The sequence below is a fragment of the Kribbella sp. CA-247076 genome (assembly GCF_050942445.1).
In the GTDB taxonomy this organism is placed as follows: domain Bacteria; phylum Actinomycetota; class Actinomycetes; order Propionibacteriales; family Kribbellaceae; genus Kribbella.
This window is the reverse complement of record NZ_CP192051.1, coordinates 5,230,321-5,249,317: the sequence shown is the minus strand read 5'-3', so window position 1 is coordinate 5,249,317 and position 18,997 is coordinate 5,230,321. Positions and strand designations below refer to the sequence as shown.

Sequence of the window (18,997 nt, the reverse complement as noted above, 5' to 3'; positions counted from 1 at the left end):
CTCAGGTCGATGTGCCTCCCAAGTTAGCGGCTCACACCAGCCCGTACGGCGGGAATCACCCGACCCGCGACCAATTCGAGAGACCGCATCGCGACCTCGTGCGACATCCCCGGCAGCCGGAGCCAGTGCGCGAAGTGGACGAACCCGGTCGCCGCGTGCAGCGCGATCAACCGCTCGGCGACGTCGTCCGGCGTACCCACGAGGTAGTCCGCCCGGTTGAGCGCCGGCGGCTCGGTCCCGCCGTACGACGCGATCTCACCCTCCAGGTACGCGATCCCGGGAGCCGCGTCCGCCCACGCCCGATCCGCGTCCTCGTCCACGTGCATGATCCCGGTGCAGATCAACGGCGGCGGATTGTCGACAACCTCGTCGAGCAGCTGCCTCCGCGCGACCAGATCCTTCGGCGTCGCGCAGTACACGATCACCCCGTCCCCAATCCGAGCCGCCCGCCGCAACCCAGCCGCGGTCACCCCCGCCACATAGACCGGCACCTGACCCCCCGGCCGAGGCGTCACCTCCCCACCCACCCACGCCGCCCCTCCCTCCGCGACCAGATCGCCTGCTGGCGCCGCATCTCCCGCCGCCGAACCTGCTGCCGACGCGGGATTGCCTGCCGCCGCCGGACCTCCTTCCGACGCCGGACCTCCCGCCCACGCGGGATTGCCTGCCGGCGCCGGATCACCTGCCCACGCCCACCGGATGAGCTCGACGCCTTCCTCGAGCAACGCCCCACGCCGCCGCCGATCCACCCCGAACGCCGCGAACTCCCGCTCCGAATACCCCTGCCCCACCCCGAGCATTACCCGCCCCCCGGACACCCGATCCAGCACCGCCACCTCCTCAGCCACCCGCAACGGCTGATGCAATGGCAACACCAGAATGTTCGTCCCCACCCGAATCCGCGAAGTCCGCCCCACCAACACCCCCGCCATCACCAACGGCGCCGGCAACATCCCGTCCCCCGTCAAGTGATGCTCCGACAACCAAGCCCCCGCAAACCCTAACCCCTCAGCCCGAACCACCCCCTCAACCGTCTCCTCGCCATACGCCCCCTCCCGAACATCCACCAACACCCCAAACTCAACACCCATCCCCCACCGTCCCCCGCCCCCACCACCCCGTCCAATGCCAACTCCCCACCCTCTCCATGCAAACCACACATGAGCCCCGAGACCGAAACCAAGCCGACTACTATGCACAACCCGAGCTGACCAGCCGGTCGCGCTCACATAACAGAGCGTGGATCAAACCCGGGACGGTTCACACTCGGCAACACGGTGGCTAAGTGGATGGGATTGTGCAGGGATGCTATGAGTTTCCTCCAGGCTAGATATGGAGTCGGGCAGGAGGACCTCCTTGGCGGGGGCTTTGCGAGGCTTCCCTACGGGCTCCTGGTTGTGGCGTCGCCGGACAGCGTTGACGATCATGCGGACTGGAATGCTGCCGTCGAGCCGGTGCACGCGGGCAGGGACTCGATCTATGTCTCGGCCCAGCAGGCCGCCAGCGGACCTGTCACCGTCGTTTGCGTGTCACGCGAGGTCGCTCCGGCGCATCTGTCTGAGCTGTTCCGCGGCGAGCTGGAACTGCCCCGTAAAAGCTTGAGGATCTACGACCCCGCCGGCACGTTCGAGTTGGTTCTACCGGTCGCGGCGACCTCGAACCTCGTGACCATCCACGGTGACGACCCGGACGAACCCACCGAGCTCCTGATCTGTCTGAGCGATCATGGAGAACTGGACCGACAACGAGTTCCAGCACTGGCTCGACACCAAAGAAGAGCCGGACCGCACCGTCAAGAAGCGCGAAGAGCGTGAACAGGTCCAGAAGATCACGAAGCACCGCGAGGCCAAGAAGGTCATCAAAGACCTCGTCAAGATCGTCGCCGACGAACTAGGCATCACCGACGCACTCAACTGCTTCACCAACGGCGACGTCGGCGCCTGCGTCGCCACCGGCGTCACCGTCCTCTCCTCCTTCGCCGGCGGCATAGCCGGCAAACTCATCACCAAATATGCCTTCCACGCAAAGAAGGCGTGGAAGCTGATCGGCCGAATCAAGGCCTTGGTCGGCGAAGCTGTCGACGGCATCAAGGGTCTCCGCAAAGCCGAAGAAGAACTCAAGGCTGCTAGCTGCGTCGCCAATTCCTTCGCGCCCGGCACGTTGGTGATTCTTGGCGACGGTACCAAGAAACCTATCGAGCAACTCGAACTCAACGACAAGGTTCTCGCTACAGATCCGGTCACGGGCAAGACTTCGGCCGAACCCGTGGTACGAACTATCATCGGCGAGGGCCCCAAGGATCTTGTTGACCTGGAAATAGCGACGGCTTCGGTCGATGGCGGCACCCACATGGCTACGATCACCGCCACTGCGGGACACCCGTTCTACCTGCCACGACTGAATCGCTGGGTGGACGCGACTGAGCTTGTGGCAGGAGATGAACTCGCTGCGTCCAACCCGAGTCAGCTCCCGAAAGTCGGTTCGATCACGCGTTACAAAGCTACCTCGAGGGTCCATAACCTCACCGTCCGAAACATCCACACTTACTATGTTGTGGGTAGCGGCGGTCTGCTTGTGCATAACTGCAAGGAACGTGACCCCGTAGCTGGCGGATTGAACGATGACGCGTACGAACGAATTTCGGATTCCCATGGTGCGGACGTGGCGGAAGGGGTCGACTACCAGGTCCAGCGGATGCACGACGGTTCCGCGACAGCGCGTGACCATGAGATTCCCGGCATCGGTCACGATCCTGGTGCACTCGGCGACTACTTCGGATCATGGCGCGGACGGTTGACGCATACTGATTCGCGAACCGGCGCACGTGTTGGCTACGATGGCTCGAGGGGCGTCCTGATCGTTCAGAATTCCTACATGATCCATGGATACCGATTCAGTCAAAGCGCGTTCACGAGTGGCAGGTATGTCGAATGAGAACCACGGTGGCGACAGTTCGGCTCGGGGAGAAATACCGGGTTGACTTCACTGACACTCAACGATCGCTATTGAGGTCGGTTGGCCTCTTCGTACAAGATCGGCCTGACGCAAGCGATTCTGTCGTTCGCTTCGGTGTTGGTCAAGCAGTTGCTTCAAATATCATGGAGAAGGCTCTGGCGGAAGACGCTCTGTTAGCCATAGAAGAGCTACACGTAATCTATTCAGTGCTCGTGGGTGCTGCGTTGATGATGCAAAGCGAGGAAGAATTTTATCTGCGTCTCGGGTTCTTTCGTGAGCAGGCCATAGAGGTCGCAAATGCCTTGGCAGCCTCGTTGTCGCCAGTCGCGTAGCGTCTACGGCGCCCCAGTCGGTGCGTCTTGTACCTCATCCGTTCACCGTGGTACTCGTCCTACGAACATCCATCAGCAAGCCGATAAAGAACTGTTCACCGGTGGTGCTCACCGCCATGATACTGGTGCGCAGCGCAGCTCGCCCTGCCCAGACAGGTGATGGCGCCGGCGATGCATCCGAGCAAGGGAGAATCTGGGTAACTTTGGAAATTGAACATCGTCTGAATGAATACCTCCCGGGATGGGAGCGACGGAAGGATCCGTCAGTAGCGTCGTCGGAGGACCTCTTATGGTATTACTTTTCAGGTGATGTGAGAATCGGTCTTGACGATGCGGTCATCTCGTCGTCCGTTGGTTCCGTCCCAGCATTGCATTTCGCGGGTTCGACTCTTGAGGCATGTCGGCGTTTGGTTGCAGGTCAGGCATATGAATACGCGTTCACGGAGGTCGACGAGGTGATCTTCTTCGAGCGCAGTGACGATGGCTCGGTAACAATCTCGAGCACGCTTGACTCAGTGTTGATCGCAGTGGGCTACGGTGCGTTCGTCGACAGCGTCAAGGCTTTCGTTCTCAGTGAGGTCGCGATGCTGACACATAGGCACCCCGGCCTTGGGGCTCATGTAATAGTTCAGAAATTGCTGCATGAAGTCCAGTCGATCAATGAGTTGGGTTGAGTGGTCGCCAGGGTGAACGCGGCAGCGGAGGTGTTCGCATCAGTGCGGAAGGTGTCGGACGGTAGCTGGAGATCCTGCCTCGGTAGTTTCTTCTCCCTAGGCTGTGGTCTCCGGTGTCAGCTGAGCCAGGTGGGGCGTAGCGGGAAGTGGGCGTTGGCGTTGTCGTCGAGTTTTGTGGCGAGTATTTGGTGGAGTTGGGTGGTGTTGCGTTCGAAGCCTACGCGGCAGGCGGCCAGGTAGAGGCCCCAGATCTTGGCGGTGGGGTGGCCTACTTCGGCGACGGCGTCGTCCCAGTGGTGGACGAGGTTGTCGGACCAGGCGGCGAGGGTGAGGGCGTAGTGTTCGCGGAGGTTCTCCTCGTGGCGGACCTCGAAGCCGGCGTCCTGGGCTTCGGAGATGATCCGGCCGGAGCCGATCAGTTCGCCGTCGGGGAAGATGTAGCGGTCGATGAACGCGCCGACCGGTCGGTAGCGGTTGTCCGGCCGGGTGATGCTGTGGTTCAGCAGGCGGCCGCCCGGCTTGAGGCGGTCGAGCAGGAAACCGAAGTACGCCGGGTAGTTGCGCACGCCGATGTGTTCGGTGAGGCCGATCGAGCTGATTGCGTCGAAGTCGCGTTCGGCGACGTCGCGGTAGTCGAGGAAACGTACCTCGGCGCGGTCCTCCAGCCCCTCGCGCTTGATCGCGTCGGTCGCCCACTCGGCCTGGGACGCCGACAGCGTGACGCCGAGCGCCTGGACGCCGTACTCGCGGGCCGCGTGCCGGACCATGCCGCCCCAGCCGCAGCCGACGTCGAGAAGTCGTTGCCCCGGGCGCAGGTCGAGTTTGCGCGCGACCAGGTCGTACTTCTCGTACTGCGCCTCCTCGAGCGTCGCGTCCAGCGACGGGTAGACCGCGCACGTGTATGTCATCGACGGGCCGAGGATCCACTCGTAGAACCGGTTCGACACGTCGTAGTGGTGGTGGATGGCGGCCTTGTCCCGGGTCCGCGAGTGCCGCAGTCCCTCGAACGTACGGCGCCACCGCGGCAGGTGCTCCTGCGGCGGGGGAGGCGGCGGCTTCAGGTGGCTCCAGCCCAGCCCGCGGACGATCCGCAGCGCCTCGGCCGGCGCCGGCCGCCGGAAGTGCACCTGGTTGAGCATCATCTGCATGAGCGCGTACGGGTTGCCAGGGTGGACGCCGGTGATCTCCAGGTCACCCATGACGTACGCACGGACCAGTCCGAGATCCCCGGGTGCGGTCAGCACGTAGGACAGTCCACGTTCGGAGGCCAGGTGCATGTGGATCTGGGAGTCTTCCGGTCCGGTCGCGCTGCCGTCGTACGCCGTGAAGCGGAACGGCAGCCCGTCGGGAGTCACGGTCGTCAGAGCCTCGGCGATCGAGACACGGGTCTCGAGGGTGGTCATCGGCGTGTCACCGCCTTCTCGTAGAGCCCGGTGAGCCGGGCGTCGGGGTCGTAGCGCTTCTTCACCGCTGTCAGGGCCGGGACGTTGTACAGCCGGTCGAACGTGTCCCGGTCGTAGTACGCGTCGGAGTACAAGGACTTGTGGCCGTCGAAGTCGGCCACGGCGGCCTCGATCCGACGGTTGACGTCACCGTCGGCCGCGCCGGGAGCGATCGGCACGGTGCCCCAGAAGCCGACGTTCACGTACGTCGTCCCGGGCTCGAGGGGGTACAACGGCCAGGACGTCGTACCGCGGAGCCGCAGCGGGCACAGCCAGACCGGACGCATCCCGACCTCGGCGTCGAACCAGCGCAGGAAGCCGGCCAACCGGCCGACCGGGATCTCGACGTCCTGGACGACGCGTTCGCGGTCCGCGTGGCCGCGTCGGCGGTTGAGGCGCGCGGCGACCTGGTGCCGGTTCTCGAAGCCGACGATCTTGTGGAACACGTCGCTCCGCCGCCAGCGTCGGGGCCAGAGCCGCCGTACCAACGGCTTCTGGGCACCGAAGGCTGCCGAGCACCAGAACCAGTCGGTGTCCCAGCGCCACAGGTAGTCGTGCGCGGTGAGGAAGTCGGTCTGGCGCTGCTGGATCGAGCGGTAGTAGATCTGCTGACCGGTGTAGTCGCTGGTCCGCACCGCGGCGTCGCTGTTGCGCCCGAGTGTCAGGTACGCCTCCGACGGGCTGAACGCGACCCCGTCGACGAAGTGCACCGGCTCGCCCTCGTACATGCCGGAGGCAACAATCTCCTCGATCACCGGAGCCAGCCGGTCGAGGCCGACCCGCACGTGCCGGAGGGCGACGTACGGCGAGATCCGGTCGAGCTCGATCTTCAGCCGGGTGGCGTAGCCGAGCGTGCCGTAGGAGTTGGGGAACGTGCGGAACAGCTCCGCGTGCTCACCCTCGGGCCGGGCGGTGACGATCGCGCCCGCGCCGGTGAGGACGTCGAGCTCGAGCACGGACTCGTGCGGCAGGCCGGCCCGGAACGACGACGACTCGATGCCGAGCCCGGTCACCGCGCCGCCGAGCGTGATGGTCTTCAGTTGCGGCACGACCATCGGCGTCAGGCCGTGCGGGAGGGTCGCGGCGACGAGGTCCTCGTACGTGCACATGCCCTGGACGTCGGCGGTCCGCGCGGCCGGATCGACGCCTATCACCCCGGTCAGCCCGGACACGTCCAGCCCGGGCCGGCCGATCTCGGTCCGCGGCCGGAACAGGTTCGAGCTGCGCTTCGCCAGCCGTACCGGCTCCCCCTGCGGGATGCGCTGGTACGACGCACGCAACCGCCCCACGGCCTGATCGTGATCGACGGTCCTGGCCAGATCCGATGTCGAAGGCACCGATCCAATGTACGACGAACCTGTGGACGACGGGATGAAAAATGTCCAGGCAGGCGAGTAGGTTCAGGGCATGGCTGATCAGGTGCTGGCGTGGCTCCCGTGGAAGGACGCGGACTCCACCCTCGGTGGGGTGCCCGCGGGGTTCGACGTGGAGTGGTACGCCGGTGGTGAGCCGCCGGCCTCACTCGACCGGGTGGAGTTCTACGTCCCGTCGTACATGGGCGGCTCCGACGTGGTCGAGATCGTCCGCGACCTGCCCGCGCTGAAGGTCGTCCAGCTGCAGACCGCCGGGTTCGAGAACGTGCTGCCGCATCTCGCCGAGGGGGTGACCCTGTGCAACGCGCGTGGGGTCCACGACGCCTCGACCGCCGAGCTCGCGGTCGGCCTGATCCTGGCGTCGTACCGTCGCCTCCCGCGGGCGGTCCGCAACCAGGACCGGCAGGTGTGGCCGGCGTCGTACGACGAGATGGACGACTCGCTCGCGGACCGGACGGTGCTGATCCTCGGGTACGGGTCGATCGGCGAGGCGCTGGAGCGGCGGCTGACCGGGTTCGAGTGCGAGATCATCCGGGTCGCGCGCCGGCCGCGCGACGGCGTGCACCCGATCACCGAGCTGCCGGAGTTGCTCCCGCTCGCGGACGTCGTCGTGCTGCTGACGCCGGCGACCGACGAGACCCGCGGGTTGGTGGACGCCGGGTTCCTGGCCCGCCTGAAGGACGGCGCCCTGGTGGTGAACGTCGCCCGCGGCGTCATCGTCGACACCGACGCCCTGCTCGCCGAGCTGGCGACCGGCCGGATCCGGGCCGCGCTGGACGTGACCGATCCCGAGCCGTTGCCCGCCGGGCATCCGCTGTGGTCCGCTCCGAATGTGCTGATCAACCCGCACCGTGGGGGTGCCTCGACGGCGTTCGCGCCGCGGGTGGCCCGGCTGGTGCGGGCCCAGCTGGAGCGGTACGCCGCCGGCGAACCGTTGATCAACGTGGTGGGGGGTCCACCGCGATAAGGGAGGACAACGATGTCCGAAGCCGTACTGCTGATCGGGACCAAGAAAGGGCTCTGGATCGGCCGCAGCGACGCCGCGCGCCGGGAGTGGACCCTCGACGGGCCGGTGCCGCAGTTCGAGATGCAGGGGGTGTACGCCGTCGGCGTCGACACCCGCGGTGACCGCCCGCGCGTGTTCGCCGGTGGGACCAGCGAGCACTGGGGGCCGGCCGTCTTCCACAGCGACGACCTGGGCACGACCTGGGACGAGCCGCCGGAGGGGTCGATCGGGTTCCCCGAGGACGCCGACACCTCGCTCGAGCGGGTCTGGCAGATCCAGCCGGCCCCGTCCGACCAGCCGGGTGTCGTGTACGCCGGGTCCCAGCCGTCCGCGCTGTGGAAGTCGACCGACGGGGGAGTGACGTTCGAGCTCGTCCGCGGCCTGTGGGACCACCCGCACCGCAAGGAGTGGGGCGAAGGGTTCGGCGGTCAGGCGGTGCACACAGTGCTGCCGCACCCGACCGATCCGGGCCGCGTGAGCGTGGCGATGTCGACCGGCGGCGTCTACCAGACGACCGACGGCGGCGCGTCGTGGTCGCCCGCCAACCAGGGCATCAAGGCGTACTTCTTCCCTGACCCGTATCCGGAGTTCGGCCAGTGCGTCCACAAGCTGGCCGCCCATCCCGACGTACCGGAGCGGATGTTCGCGCAGAACCACCACGGCGTCTACCGGACCGACGACGGCGGGAAGTCGTGGGAGTCGATCGCGGACGGGCTGCCGTCGGACTTCGGGTTCCCGATCGCGGTGCACCCGCACGAGCCGGAGACCGTGTACGTCTTCCCGCTGATCGCCGACGGGAACCGGATCCCCACCGACGCCAAGTGCCGGGTGTTCCGGTCGCGCGACGCCGGGTCGACCTGGGAGCCGCTGTCGGACGGGCTGCCCGACGTGCCGTCGTACGCGCCGGTCCTCCGGGACGCGATGTGCACGGACGCGGCCGACCCGGCCGGGGTGTACGTCGGGACGCGGGACGGTTGCGTCTACGCCAGCGCCGACGCGGGCGACACCTGGACCGAGGTCGCGCGGCACCTCCCGGACGTGCTGACCGTCCGCGCCGCCGTCGTGGGCTGAGATGGCGATCGGGATCAAACTGCCGACCGTGCTCAGGCCGTTCGCGGGCGGTGCCGAGCGGGTCGAGGTCGACGGCGCCACCGTCGGAGAGGTCGTCGCCGCGCTGGACCCGGTCCTCCGGCGGCGGCTCACCGACGAGCAGGGCGCCGTCCGGCGGCACGTGAACATCTACCTCGGGAACGACAACATCCGCGACCTGGACGGCCTCGCGACACCGCTGAAGGACGGCGACGAACTGATGATCCTCCCGAGCGTGGCCGGCGGCTGACGGCGGTCGGGAAACCGGGCTGCGGTTGGTGGCGGTCCCGGCTACGGTCGGGCGACATGAGCGACGTACTCGTGCTGACCGGTTCGCCCGGCTCGGGCAAGACGACGGTGGCCCGGCTCGTCGCGACCGACGCCGGGCGGCCGACCGTGCATGTGACGACGGACGAGTTCTACCGGGCGATCCGGACCGGCTTCGTCGCGCCGTACCTGCCCGAGGCCCAGCGGCAGAACGAGGTGGTCGTCGACGCGATCGTCGCGGCGGTGACGGCGTACGCGCGCGGCGGGTACGACGTGGTCGTCGACGGCGTGGTCGGCCCGTGGTTCCTGCCGCCGTTTCGCCGGGCCGCGGCGGACGAGCAGTGGTCGCTGTCGTACGTCGTACTGCGCCCCGACCTCGAGACCACGCTGACCCGGGCCCAGGGTCGGGCGGCCGGCGAACTGAAGGACGTCGACGCGATCACCGGACTCCACGCCGCCTTCGCCGACCTCGGCGACCTCGAGCGACACGTCATCGACACCACCCATCTCGACCCGGCCGCGACCGCCGCCGTGGTCCGCCAAGCCGTTGCCTCCGGCACCCACCAGCTCTCACCGGAAACAGCCACCCGGGATTAGTCCTAGAGTGAGCTCATGGTCGATGTGAAGCCACGCAGCCGGACAGTGACCGACGGACTCGAGGCGACCGCGTCCCGCGGGATGCTCCGGGCGGTCGGGATGGGTGACGACGACTGGGCGAAACCGCAGGTCGGGGTGGCGTCGAGCTGGAACGAGATCACTCCCTGCAACCTGTCCCTCGACCGGCTCGCGAAGGCGGTCAAGGAGGGGGTGCACGCGGCCGGCGGGTACCCGCTGGAGTTCGGCACGATCAGCGTGTCCGACGGCATCTCGATGGGACACGTCGGCATGCACTACTCGCTGGTCAGCCGGGAGATCATCGCCGACTCGGTCGAGACGGTGATGGAGGCCGAGCGCCTCGACGGCTCGGTCCTGCTGGCCGGCTGTGACAAGTCGCTGCCCGGGATGCTGATGGCCGCCGCTCGCCTCGACCTGGCGAGCGTCTTCCTGTACGCCGGCTCGATCATGCCGGGCAAGCTCGGCGACAAGGACGTCACGATCATCGACGCCTTCGAGGCGGTCGGCGCCTGCGTCCGCGGCCTGATCACCCAGGACGAGGTCGACGCTGTCGAGCGTGCGATCTGCCCGGGCGAGGGTGCCTGCGGCGGGATGTACACCGCGAACACGATGGCCGCGTCCGCGGAGGCGCTCGGGATGTCGCTGCCCGGTTCGGCCGCTCCGCCCGCGGTGGACCGGCGCCGCGACGGCTACGCCCGCAAGTCCGGCGAGGCCGCCGTCGGCCTGTTGCGGAAGGGGATCACCGCCCGGCAGATCCTCACCAAGGAGGCCTTCGAGAACGCGATCGCCGTGGTGATGGCGCTCGGCGGCTCGACGAACGCCGTACTCCACCTGCTCGCGATCGCGCGCGAGGCCGAGGTCGAGCTGACCCTGGACGACTTCAACCGGATCGGTGACCGCGTGCCGCATTTGGGCGACCTCAAGCCGTTCGGCCGCTACGTGATGACGGACGTCGACCGCGTCGGCGGGATCCCGGTGGTCATGCGGGCGCTGCTGGACGCCGGTCTGCTGCACGGCGACTGCCTGACCGTGACCGGCAAGACGATGGCCGAGAACCTCGCCGACATCGCTCCGCCGGACGTCGACGGGGTGATCATCCGCGCGCTCGACAAGCCGATCCACGGCACCGGCGGGATCACCATCCTGCACGGCTCGCTCGCGCCCGAAGGCGCGGTGGTGAAGAGCGCCGGCTTCGACTCCGACGTGTTCGAGGGCACCGCCCGGGTGTTCGACGGCGAGCGCGGCGCGATGGACGCGATCGCCACGCTGGTCCCCGGCGACGTGGTGGTGATCCGGTACGAGGGGCCGAAGGGCGGCCCGGGGATGCGCGAGATGCTCGCGGTCACCGGCGCGATCAAAGGCGCCGGCCTGGGCAAGGACGTCCTGCTGCTCACCGACGGCCGCTTCTCCGGCGGTACGACGGGACTCTGCGTCGGCCACGTCGCGCCGGAGGCCGTGGATGGCGGCCCGATCGCGTTCGTCCGCGACGGCGACCGGATCACACTCGACGTGAAGAACCGCACCCTCGACCTGCACGTCGGCGCCGAGGAGCTGGCCAACCGCCGCCAGGGCTGGGCCCCGAAGGCGCCGAACATCACCAAGGGCGTGCTCGGCAAGTACACCCGCCTGGTCCGTTCGGCGTCCGAGGGAGCGGTCTGCATCTAAAGACACTCATCTCAGATCATGGGACACTCCGGCGCCGAACTTGACCCGGTCGCGGGCTGTCGGCGAATGTTGCCTACATGCGATCGATTCTCCTCGTACTTGTGCGGCGCGCCGACTGACGCGACCACAGAGTCGAGCGCGCCCCTTCAGCCAACCCGGCGGAAGGGGTTTTTTGTTGCCAATGCGACTATCCGCGACCCGGAGGAGCAGCGGCGGCAACCACGAGCGAGGATGGATCGGTCGCAGACGCAGTATCGGCCAATGGGCATCACGTGACAGGACAAGGAAGGCACTCATGAGTGAGCAGCTGACCGGGGCACAGGCTCTGATCCGCGCACTGGAACATGCCGGGGTGGACACCGTCTTCGGCATCCCGGGTGGCGCGATCCTCCCGGCGTACGACCCGATGCTCGACTCGACCCAGATCCGCCACATCCTGGTACGTCACGAGCAGGGCGCCGGCCACGCCGCCCAGGGGTACGCCTCGGCGTCCGGCAAGGTCGGCGTCTGCATGGCGACCTCCGGCCCCGGTGCGACCAACCTGGTGACGCCGATCGCCGACGCGTACATGGACTCGGTGCCGCTGGTCGCGATCACCGGCCAGGTCGCCAGCGCCGCGATCGGCACGGACGCCTTCCAGGAGGCCGACATCCGCGGCATCACGATGCCGATCACCAAGCACAACTTCCTGGTCAACGACCCGAACGACATCGCCACCACGGTCGCCGAGGCCTTCCACATCGCCGCCACCGGCCGGCCCGGCCCGGTCCTGGTCGACGTGACCAAGGACGCGATGCAGGCGAAGGTCGACTTCCAGTGGCCGACCGAGCTCTCGCTGCCCGGCTACCGGCCGGTGACCCGCCCGCACCCGAAGCAGGTGCGTGAGGCGGCCCGGCTGATCGCGGCCGCCGAGAAGCCGGTGCTGTACGTCGGCGGGGGCGTGATCCGGGCCAAGGCACACGCCGAGCTGAAGGAGCTCGCCGAGCTCCTCGGCATCCCGGTGGTCACCACGCTGATGGCCCGCGGCGCGCTGCCGGACACCCACGAGCTGCACTTCGGCATGCCCGGCATGCACGGCTCGGTATCCGCGGTCGGCGCCCTCCAGCGCTCCGACCTGCTGGTCTGCCTGGGCGCGCGGTTCGACGACCGGGTGACCGGCAAGCTCGACTCGTTCGCCCCCGAGGCGAAGGTGATCCACGCCGACATCGACCCGGCCGAGATCGGCAAGAACCGGGCCGCGGACGTGCCGATCGTCGGCGACTGCAAGGAGGTCATCGCCGACCTGATCGCCGCGCTCCGGACCGAGATCGCGAACACCGGCCGCACCCCGTCGTACGACGCCTGGCGCGGCCTGCTCGAGTCCGTCCGGGCGAAGTACCCGGTCGCGTACGACGAACCGGACGACGGCACGCTGTCCCCGCAGTACGTGATCGAGCGGATCGGCAAGATCGCCGGCCCGGACGCCGTCTACACCGCGGGCGTCGGCCAGCACCAGATGTGGGCCGCGCACTACCTGCCCTTCGAGAAGCCCGGTCACTGGCTGAACTCCGGCGGACTCGGCACCATGGGGTACGCCGTTCCGGCCGCGATGGGAGCCAAGGTCGCCCGGCCGGACCGGACCGTGTGGGCGATCGACGGCGACGGCTGCTTCCAGATGACCAACCAGGAGCTCGTCACCTGCGCGCTCGAGGGCATCCCGATCAAGGTTGCCGTGATCAACAACCAGTCGCTGGGCATGGTCCGGCAGTGGCAGACGCTGTTCTACGACCAGCGCTACTCCAACACCGACCTGCACTCCGCCCGGATCCCGGACTTCGCCAAGCTGGCCGAGGCGATGGGCGGCGTCGGCCTGCGCTGCTCGGACAAGGACTCCGTCGACGCCACCATCGAGAAGGCGATGGCGGTCACCGACGCGCCCGTGGTGGTCGATTTCGTCGTGCACCGCGACGCGATGGTCTGGCCGATGGTCGCGGCCGGCACCAGCAACGACGACATCCAGATCGCCCGCGACATGGCGCCGAACTGGGACAGCGAGGAGCTGTGATGTCCAAGCACACGTTGAGCATCCTGGTCGAGAACAAGCACGGTGTGCTGGCCCGGGTGGCCGCACTCATCTCCCGGCGCGGGTTCAACATCGACTCGCTCGCGGTCGGCCCGACCGAGCACCCCGAGGTGTCCCGGATGACGATCGCGGTCAGCGTCGACGAGCAGCCGCTGGAGCAGATCACCAAGCAGCTGAACAAGCTGGTGAACGTGATCAAGATCGTCGAGCTCGAGCCCAGCCAGACGGTGCAGCGCGAGCTGTTGCTGGTGAAGGTCAAGGCCGACACCCTGACCAGGGGACAGGTGCTGGAGACCGTCCAGCTGTTCCGCGCGAAGGTGGTGGACGTCGCTCCGGACGCGATCACGATCGAGGCGACCGGCAATCCCGAGAAGCTCGAGGCCATGCTCCGCGTGCTGGAACCCTTTGGCGTCCGCGAGCTGGTGCAGTCCGGCATGGTGGCGATCGGCCGCGGCAGCCGCTCCATCTCCGACCGCACGCTGCGCCCGGTTCCGGTGCCGCCGCCGCACATCGCGTCCGGCACCCCCAACGTCCAGGCGCAACCCGCCGAACGACCGCACCCGGTGCCCACCCCGCCGCCGGGCCGGCCCGTGGCCCCGGCCCGTCAGGGCTGACCGCCGTACCCCGAACCATCACAGAGGAGAAGAGCCCAAGTGGCAGCTGAAATGTTCTACGACGACAACGCCGACCTGTCGGTGATCCAGGGCCGGCACGTGGCCGTGCTCGGCTACGGCAGCCAGGGCCACGCCCACGCGCTGTCGCTGCGTGACTCCGGGGTCGACGTCCGCGTCGGTCTGCCCGAGGGATCGAAGAGCCGGGCCAAGGCCGAGGCGCAGGGGCTGCGGGTGCTCACCCCGGCCGAGGCCTGCGAGGAGGCCGACGTGATCGTCGTCCTCGCGCCGGACCCGGCCCAGCGCAAGCTGTACGCCGAGGCGATCGAGCCGAACCTGGTCGACGGCGACGCGCTCGTGTTCGGCCACGGCTTCAACATCCGGTTCGGCTACATCAAGCCGCCGGCCGGCGTGGACGTGTTCATGGTCGCCCCGAAGGGTCCGGGCCACCTGGTCCGCCGCGAGTACTCCGAGGGCCGCGGCGTACCCGTGCTGGTCGCGGTCGAGCAGGACGCCAGCGGCAAGGCGTGGGACCTGGCGCTCTCGTACGCCAAGGGCATCGGCGGGCTGCGGGCCGGCGGCATCAAGACCACCTTCACCGAGGAGACCGAGACCGACCTGTTCGGTGAGCAGGCCGTCCTCTGCGGTGGCGTGTCGGCGCTGATCCAGGCCGGCTTCGAGACGCTGACCGAGGCGGGCTACCAGCCGGAGGTCGCGTACTTCGAGTGCCTGCACGAGCTCAAGCTGATCGTCGACCTGATCTACGAAGGCGGCATCGCCAAGCAGCGCTGGTCGGTCTCCGACACCGCCGAGTACGGCGACTACGTGTCCGGCCCGCGGATCATCGACGCGTCGGTGAAGGCCCGGATGAAGGAGGTCCTCGGCGACATCACCGACGGCACCTTCGCCGCCCGCTTCATCGCCGACCAGGACGCCGGCGCGCCGGAGTTCGCCGAGTTCCGCAAGCAGAGCGAGTCGCACCCGATCGAGGCCGTCGGCAAGGAACTGCGCGGCCTGATGGCGTGGGTCAAGTCCCACGACGAGGACTACGTCGAGGGCACCGCCGCCCGCTAGCCCGCCGACCACAGGGGGTTTGAACACCCGGCCGGGGCCTTGGACAGGTTATTTCCTGTCCAAGGCCCCGGTTTCGTGTCCCAGGTCCCGGTCGTCGGCCGCAGATTTGGCACAATCAGTGACGGATCCGATGCAGGTGGCGGGGGAGGTGACGGGTGGTGGAGGACGGCAGAGCGCTGCCGCGGCCGCCTCGGCGCGTCCCCGCGGGCGCCGCCACGCTCACCCAGCTCCAGACCAGTACGCCGCAGCCGCCGCCCCGCCGGCCGTGGAAGTTCGGCCGGTTCCTGGCCGGGTTCGTCGTCGTGCTGCTGATCCTCGCCGCGGGCGCGAGCGCCGGCTGGTACGTCCGCGCGCAGAGCCTCCAGATCGACACCGAGAAGGTCCTCGACTCGGTCACGCCCGGCGTCGTCCACGTCGTCGCCACGACGTGCGAGGGCACCGGGCAGGCGAGCGGCGTACTGATCGGTGACGGCCTGATCCTGACCGCCGCGTCCGCACTCAGGCAGCCGCTGTCGATCGCGATCGTCACCGGCGACGGGCGGGTCCGCACGGCGAACCAGCTCGGCAGCAGCGCGGACGGCGTCGCCGTACTGCGGATGATCGGCCGGCTCGACAACGAACCGGTGCCGCTCGCCGCGGGCACCGCCGACCCGAAGGCAGAGCGCGCCCTGATCGGCTACACCGCGGCCGGCGACCTGACGTCCCGTTCGGTCGGTACGGCGGAGCGGCAGCAGGCCCTCAGCTCCGTGATGAGCCAGTCCAAGCTGGGCGGCCCGGTCGTCGACAAGTCCGGGCAGGTGGTCGGTCTCGTCACCGGCGACACGGTCGCGACCAGCACGATCGTGCCGCTGGACCGGCTGCAGCAGTACGTGGGGCCGAAAGCCACCGGCCTGACCGCCGAGCCGGGCGGCACGTGCAAGCGTTCCCGGGGGCCGCAGACCGCGGTGCTCCCGGAGTTGCTGGTTGCGAGCACCCCGCTCGCGCTCGAGGCCCAGAAGCAGCTCGGCACCTACCTGACCCTGGAGAACCGGCACGATTTCGAGGCACTCCGGCCGGTCTACTCCCAGAGCCTCGGCCGGCGGCTGCCGCTCGAGCGGGACCGCGACAACCACCAGACGTCGTACTTCTTCAACTCCCGGATCACCGAGGTCAGTCCGACGCCGTCCGGCGGTGTCAACGTGCGGATGATGTTCGCCGTCCTGTTCTCGCCGAACGCCAGCGGCGCCGCCGGCCATGCCTGCAACCTGCTCGATCTGCGCTACGTCCTGGTCCGCGAGAAGGGCCAGCTGCGCATGGACGGCTCCACGGAGATGAGCCCGGTCCGCAGCTGCGACAGCGACTGACCGGAGCTTCCGGATCCTGGTCCGCAGGCGGGCGTTACCGGGGACAGGGTACTATCGGTGACAGCGGGCACAGCGCGGTGCTCTGACTTTCGAGCCCCTACCGCTTCTGCAGGAGACTTCTCCCATGACTGACGCAACCAGGCCCGTCGTCCTGATCGCCGAAGAGCTCAGCCCGGCCACCGTCGAGGCGCTCGGCCCCGATTTCGAGATCCGGCACGCGAACGGCGCCGACCGCGCCGAACTGATCCCCGCCATCGCCGACGTCGACGCGATCCTGATCCGCAGCGCCACCAAGGTGGACGCCGAGGCGCTGGCCGCGGCCAAGCGGCTGAAGGTCGTCGCCCGGGCCGGCGTCGGCCTCGACAACGTGGACGTGAAGGCCGCCACCCAAGCGGGCGTGATGGTGGTCAACGCGCCGACCTCCAACATCGTCAGCGCCGCCGAGCTCGCGGTCGCGCTGCTGCTGGCCGCCGCCCGCCGGGTCCCGGCCGCCGACCAGTCGCTGAAGAACGGTGAGTGGAAGCGCAGCAAGTACTCCGGGGTCGAGCTGTTCGAGAAGACCGTCGGCATCGTCGGCCTGGGCAAGATCGGTGTCCTGGTCGCGCAGCGGCTGGCCGCCTTCGGCATGAACGTGATCGCCTACGACCCGTACGTGCAGGCCGGCCGGGCCGCGCAGATGGGGGTCCGGCTCGCGACCCTCGACGAGCTGCTCTCGGTCAGCGACTTCATCTCGGTGCACCTGCCGAAGACCCCGGAGACGATCGGCCTGATCGGCGACGAGGAGCTGCACAAGGTCAAGCCCGAGGTCATCGTCGTGAACGCCGCCCGCGGCGGGATCGTCGACGAGCAGGCGCTGTACTCCGCCCTGAAGGAGGGCCGGGTGGCCGCCGCCGGCCTGGACGTGTTCGCGACCGAGCCGTGCACGGACTCGCCGCTGTTCGAGTTCGAGAACGTCGTCGCCACCCCGCACCTGGGTGCCTCGACCGACGAGGCGCAGGAGAAGGCCGGGATCGCGGTCGCCAAGTCGGTCCGACTCGCACTGTCCGGTGAACTCGTGCCGGACGCGGTCAACGTCCAGGGCGGGGTGATCGCCGAGGACGTCCGGCCGGGCATCGCGCTCACCGAGAACCTCGGCCGCATCTTCACCGCGCTGGCCGGCGGCGTCGCGCAGCAGCTCGACGTCGAGGTCCGCGGCGAGATCACGCAGTACGACGTGAAGGTGCTGGAGCTCGCCGCCCTCAAGGGGGTGTTCGCGGACGTGGTCGAGGACAACGTCTCGTACGTGAACGCGCCGCTGCTGGCGGCCGAGCGTGGTCTCGAGGTCCGCCTCGTCACCGACCACGACAGCCCCGAGCACCGCAACCTGATCACGCTGCGCGGCACGCTCGCCGACGGTGCGCAGGTGTCGGTCAGTGGCACGCTGGTCGGCGTACGGCAGTCGGAGCGGCTGGTCGAGGTCGACGGGTTCGACGTCGAGGTCGAGCTGTCGGCGCACCTGGCGTTCCTCACCTACGAGGACCGGCCGGGCATCGTCGGCCAGATCGGCCGGATCCTCGGCGACGCGGACGTGAACATCGCCGGCATGCAGGTCAGCCGGGACCGCAAGGGCGGCAAGGCGCTGGTCGCGCTCGCCGTCGACTCCGCGATCCCCACCGCGGTCCTGGACGACATCGCGACCGCGGTCCAGGCCGACACCGCCCGCGCGGTGGACCTGGACGCCTGATTCAAAACAACGACTGCTTTACTAGGAGGCAGTCAGCCGCCCGCAGGCGCATGGCGGCCGATCAGGGCCCGAGTCCAATGACTCGGGCCCGCCGCCTGTGTGGGCTCAGCGGCGGGTGGCCAGCAGGACGGCGGCGTCGGGGGCGACCATCACCTCGACGGTGGTGAAGCGCTTGTCCATCAGCCATTCCTGGCGCAGCGTGTCGACCCGGCCCTCGTACATCGGCGGCCAGACGGCCGACGGCGTGAAGTCGTCCAGCACCACGAAGCCGCCGGGCTCGACCACGTCGGCGATGATGTCGCGGGCCGAGATCTTCGCCTCGCGCGCGTCCACGAACAGCAGTGAGAACGGTCCGCGCTCGATCAGCGCGGTCCAGTCGGCCGAGACGACCTCGATCCGCTCGTCGTCGGCGAACAGCTCCGCCACCGCCTGCGCCAGCTGCGGGTCGGACTCCGCAGTGACGATATTCGTCTGCTCGGTCGCGCCGCTGCGCAACCAGGCCGAGCCGACGCCGCAGCCGGTGCCGAGCTCGCCGACGATCCCGGTCTTCGACGCCGCCAGGCTGGCGAGCAGCCGGCCGGTCTCGTTGCGGGTCGAGCTGACGAAGCCGCGCCGGCCGGAGAGGCTGAGGGCCGCCGACACCAGCGGCGGCAGTTCTGGAGGAGCACTCACCGGCTGAGACTCGCACAGCATCGGTCCAGTCATCGCACCGGCATCTCACATTCCGGGACATGCTGCCCGCATAGTGGCGATTTAGTCGGACGTC

Annotated in this window: 17 protein-coding genes; 13 read left to right on the top strand and 4 right to left on the bottom strand. The window is 68.5% G+C overall.

The window, feature by feature from the left end:
• Positions 1 to 23 precede the first annotated feature (23 nt).
• Positions 24 to 1,091: an LLM class flavin-dependent oxidoreductase gene (locus ACQPYZ_RS24690; RefSeq protein WP_433160285.1), complete on the bottom strand. Its 1,068-nt coding sequence runs from the start codon at positions 1,089 to 1,091 to the stop codon at positions 24 to 26.
• A gap of 634 nt (positions 1,092 to 1,725) precedes the next feature.
• On the opposite strand from ACQPYZ_RS24690, the gene ACQPYZ_RS24685 reads away from it, so the two are divergent.
• The 3 genes from ACQPYZ_RS24685 (at position 1,726) to ACQPYZ_RS24675 (ending at position 3,961) form a co-directional block, all read left to right on the top strand.
• Positions 1,726 to 2,934, top strand: a complete 1,209-nt coding sequence (locus ACQPYZ_RS24685) for a polymorphic toxin-type HINT domain-containing protein (RefSeq protein ID WP_433160283.1) — start codon at positions 1,726 to 1,728, stop codon at positions 2,932 to 2,934.
• The gene (locus ACQPYZ_RS24680; RefSeq protein ID WP_433160281.1) at positions 2,931 to 3,287 is read left to right on the top strand and encodes a hypothetical protein; all 357 of its coding nucleotides are present in this window, start codon (positions 2,931 to 2,933) and stop codon (positions 3,285 to 3,287) included. Before ACQPYZ_RS24685 ends, ACQPYZ_RS24680 begins: the two co-directional genes overlap by 4 nt.
• A 101-nt stretch (positions 3,288 to 3,388) precedes the next feature.
• On the top strand, positions 3,389 to 3,961 hold the full coding sequence (locus ACQPYZ_RS24675) for a hypothetical protein (RefSeq protein WP_433160279.1): 573 nt from the start codon (positions 3,389 to 3,391) through the stop codon (positions 3,959 to 3,961).
• Positions 3,962 to 4,077: 116 nt separating this feature from the next.
• Here the strand turns inward: ACQPYZ_RS24675 and ACQPYZ_RS24670 are convergent, their stop codons facing one another.
• Both ACQPYZ_RS24670 and ACQPYZ_RS24665 read right to left on the bottom strand, forming a co-directional pair.
• Positions 4,078 to 5,364, bottom strand: coding sequence for a class I SAM-dependent methyltransferase (locus ACQPYZ_RS24670; RefSeq protein WP_433160277.1), 1,287 nt, complete (start codon positions 5,362 to 5,364; stop codon positions 4,078 to 4,080).
• Positions 5,361 to 6,740 carry an FAD-binding oxidoreductase gene (locus ACQPYZ_RS24665; RefSeq protein WP_433160275.1) on the bottom strand — a complete coding sequence of 460 codons (1,380 nt, stop codon included), beginning with the start codon at positions 6,738 to 6,740 and terminating at the stop codon, positions 5,361 to 5,363. The genes ACQPYZ_RS24670 and ACQPYZ_RS24665 overlap by 4 nt, the downstream gene beginning before the upstream one ends.
• A gap of 70 nt (positions 6,741 to 6,810) precedes the next feature.
• On the opposite strand from ACQPYZ_RS24665, the gene ACQPYZ_RS24660 reads away from it, so the two are divergent.
• The 10 genes from ACQPYZ_RS24660 (at position 6,811) to serA (ending at position 18,231) form a co-directional block, all read left to right on the top strand.
• The gene (locus tag ACQPYZ_RS24660) at positions 6,811 to 7,743 is read left to right on the top strand and encodes a 2-hydroxyacid dehydrogenase (RefSeq protein ID WP_433160274.1); all 933 of its coding nucleotides are present in this window, start codon (positions 6,811 to 6,813) and stop codon (positions 7,741 to 7,743) included.
• 12 nt (positions 7,744 to 7,755) lie between these two features.
• The gene (locus ACQPYZ_RS24655) at positions 7,756 to 8,853 is read left to right on the top strand and encodes a WD40/YVTN/BNR-like repeat-containing protein (RefSeq protein WP_433160272.1); all 1,098 of its coding nucleotides are present in this window, start codon (positions 7,756 to 7,758) and stop codon (positions 8,851 to 8,853) included.
• A 1-nt stretch (position 8,854) separates the two neighbouring features.
• A complete protein-coding gene (locus tag ACQPYZ_RS24650) occupies positions 8,855 to 9,121 on the top strand; it encodes a MoaD/ThiS family protein (RefSeq protein WP_433160270.1) in 267 nt (88 codons plus the stop codon).
• Between the two features lie 56 nt (positions 9,122 to 9,177).
• Positions 9,178 to 9,735, top strand: a complete 558-nt coding sequence (locus ACQPYZ_RS24645; RefSeq protein WP_433160268.1) for an AAA family ATPase — start codon at positions 9,178 to 9,180, stop codon at positions 9,733 to 9,735.
• Positions 9,736 to 9,750: 15 nt separating this feature from the next.
• The gene (ilvD, locus tag ACQPYZ_RS24640) at positions 9,751 to 11,418 is read left to right on the top strand and encodes a dihydroxy-acid dehydratase (protein WP_433160266.1); all 1,668 of its coding nucleotides are present in this window, start codon (positions 9,751 to 9,753) and stop codon (positions 11,416 to 11,418) included.
• A 295-nt stretch (positions 11,419 to 11,713) separates the two neighbouring features.
• A complete protein-coding gene (locus ACQPYZ_RS24635; RefSeq protein ID WP_433160264.1) occupies positions 11,714 to 13,462 on the top strand; it encodes an acetolactate synthase large subunit in 1,749 nt (582 codons plus the stop codon).
• Positions 13,462 to 14,094 carry an acetolactate synthase small subunit gene (ilvN, locus tag ACQPYZ_RS24630; protein ID WP_433160263.1) on the top strand — a complete coding sequence of 211 codons (633 nt, stop codon included), beginning with the start codon at positions 13,462 to 13,464 and terminating at the stop codon, positions 14,092 to 14,094. Before ACQPYZ_RS24635 ends, ilvN begins: the two co-directional genes overlap by 1 nt.
• A 51-nt stretch (positions 14,095 to 14,145) precedes the next feature.
• Positions 14,146 to 15,165, top strand: coding sequence for a ketol-acid reductoisomerase (gene ilvC, locus ACQPYZ_RS24625; protein ID WP_433169750.1), 1,020 nt, complete (start codon positions 14,146 to 14,148; stop codon positions 15,163 to 15,165).
• 158 nt (positions 15,166 to 15,323) lie between these two features.
• Positions 15,324 to 16,508: a S1 family peptidase gene (locus ACQPYZ_RS24620; RefSeq protein WP_433160261.1), complete on the top strand. Its 1,185-nt coding sequence runs from the start codon at positions 15,324 to 15,326 to the stop codon at positions 16,506 to 16,508.
• A gap of 124 nt (positions 16,509 to 16,632) precedes the next feature.
• A complete protein-coding gene (serA, locus tag ACQPYZ_RS24615; RefSeq protein WP_433160259.1) occupies positions 16,633 to 18,231 on the top strand; it encodes a phosphoglycerate dehydrogenase in 1,599 nt (532 codons plus the stop codon).
• A gap of 105 nt (positions 18,232 to 18,336) precedes the next feature.
• Here serA and ACQPYZ_RS24610 read toward each other — a convergent pair whose 3' ends face one another.
• Positions 18,337 to 18,903, bottom strand: a complete 567-nt coding sequence (locus tag ACQPYZ_RS24610; RefSeq protein ID WP_433160257.1) for an O-methyltransferase — start codon at positions 18,901 to 18,903, stop codon at positions 18,337 to 18,339.
• Positions 18,904 to 18,997 lie beyond the last annotated feature (94 nt).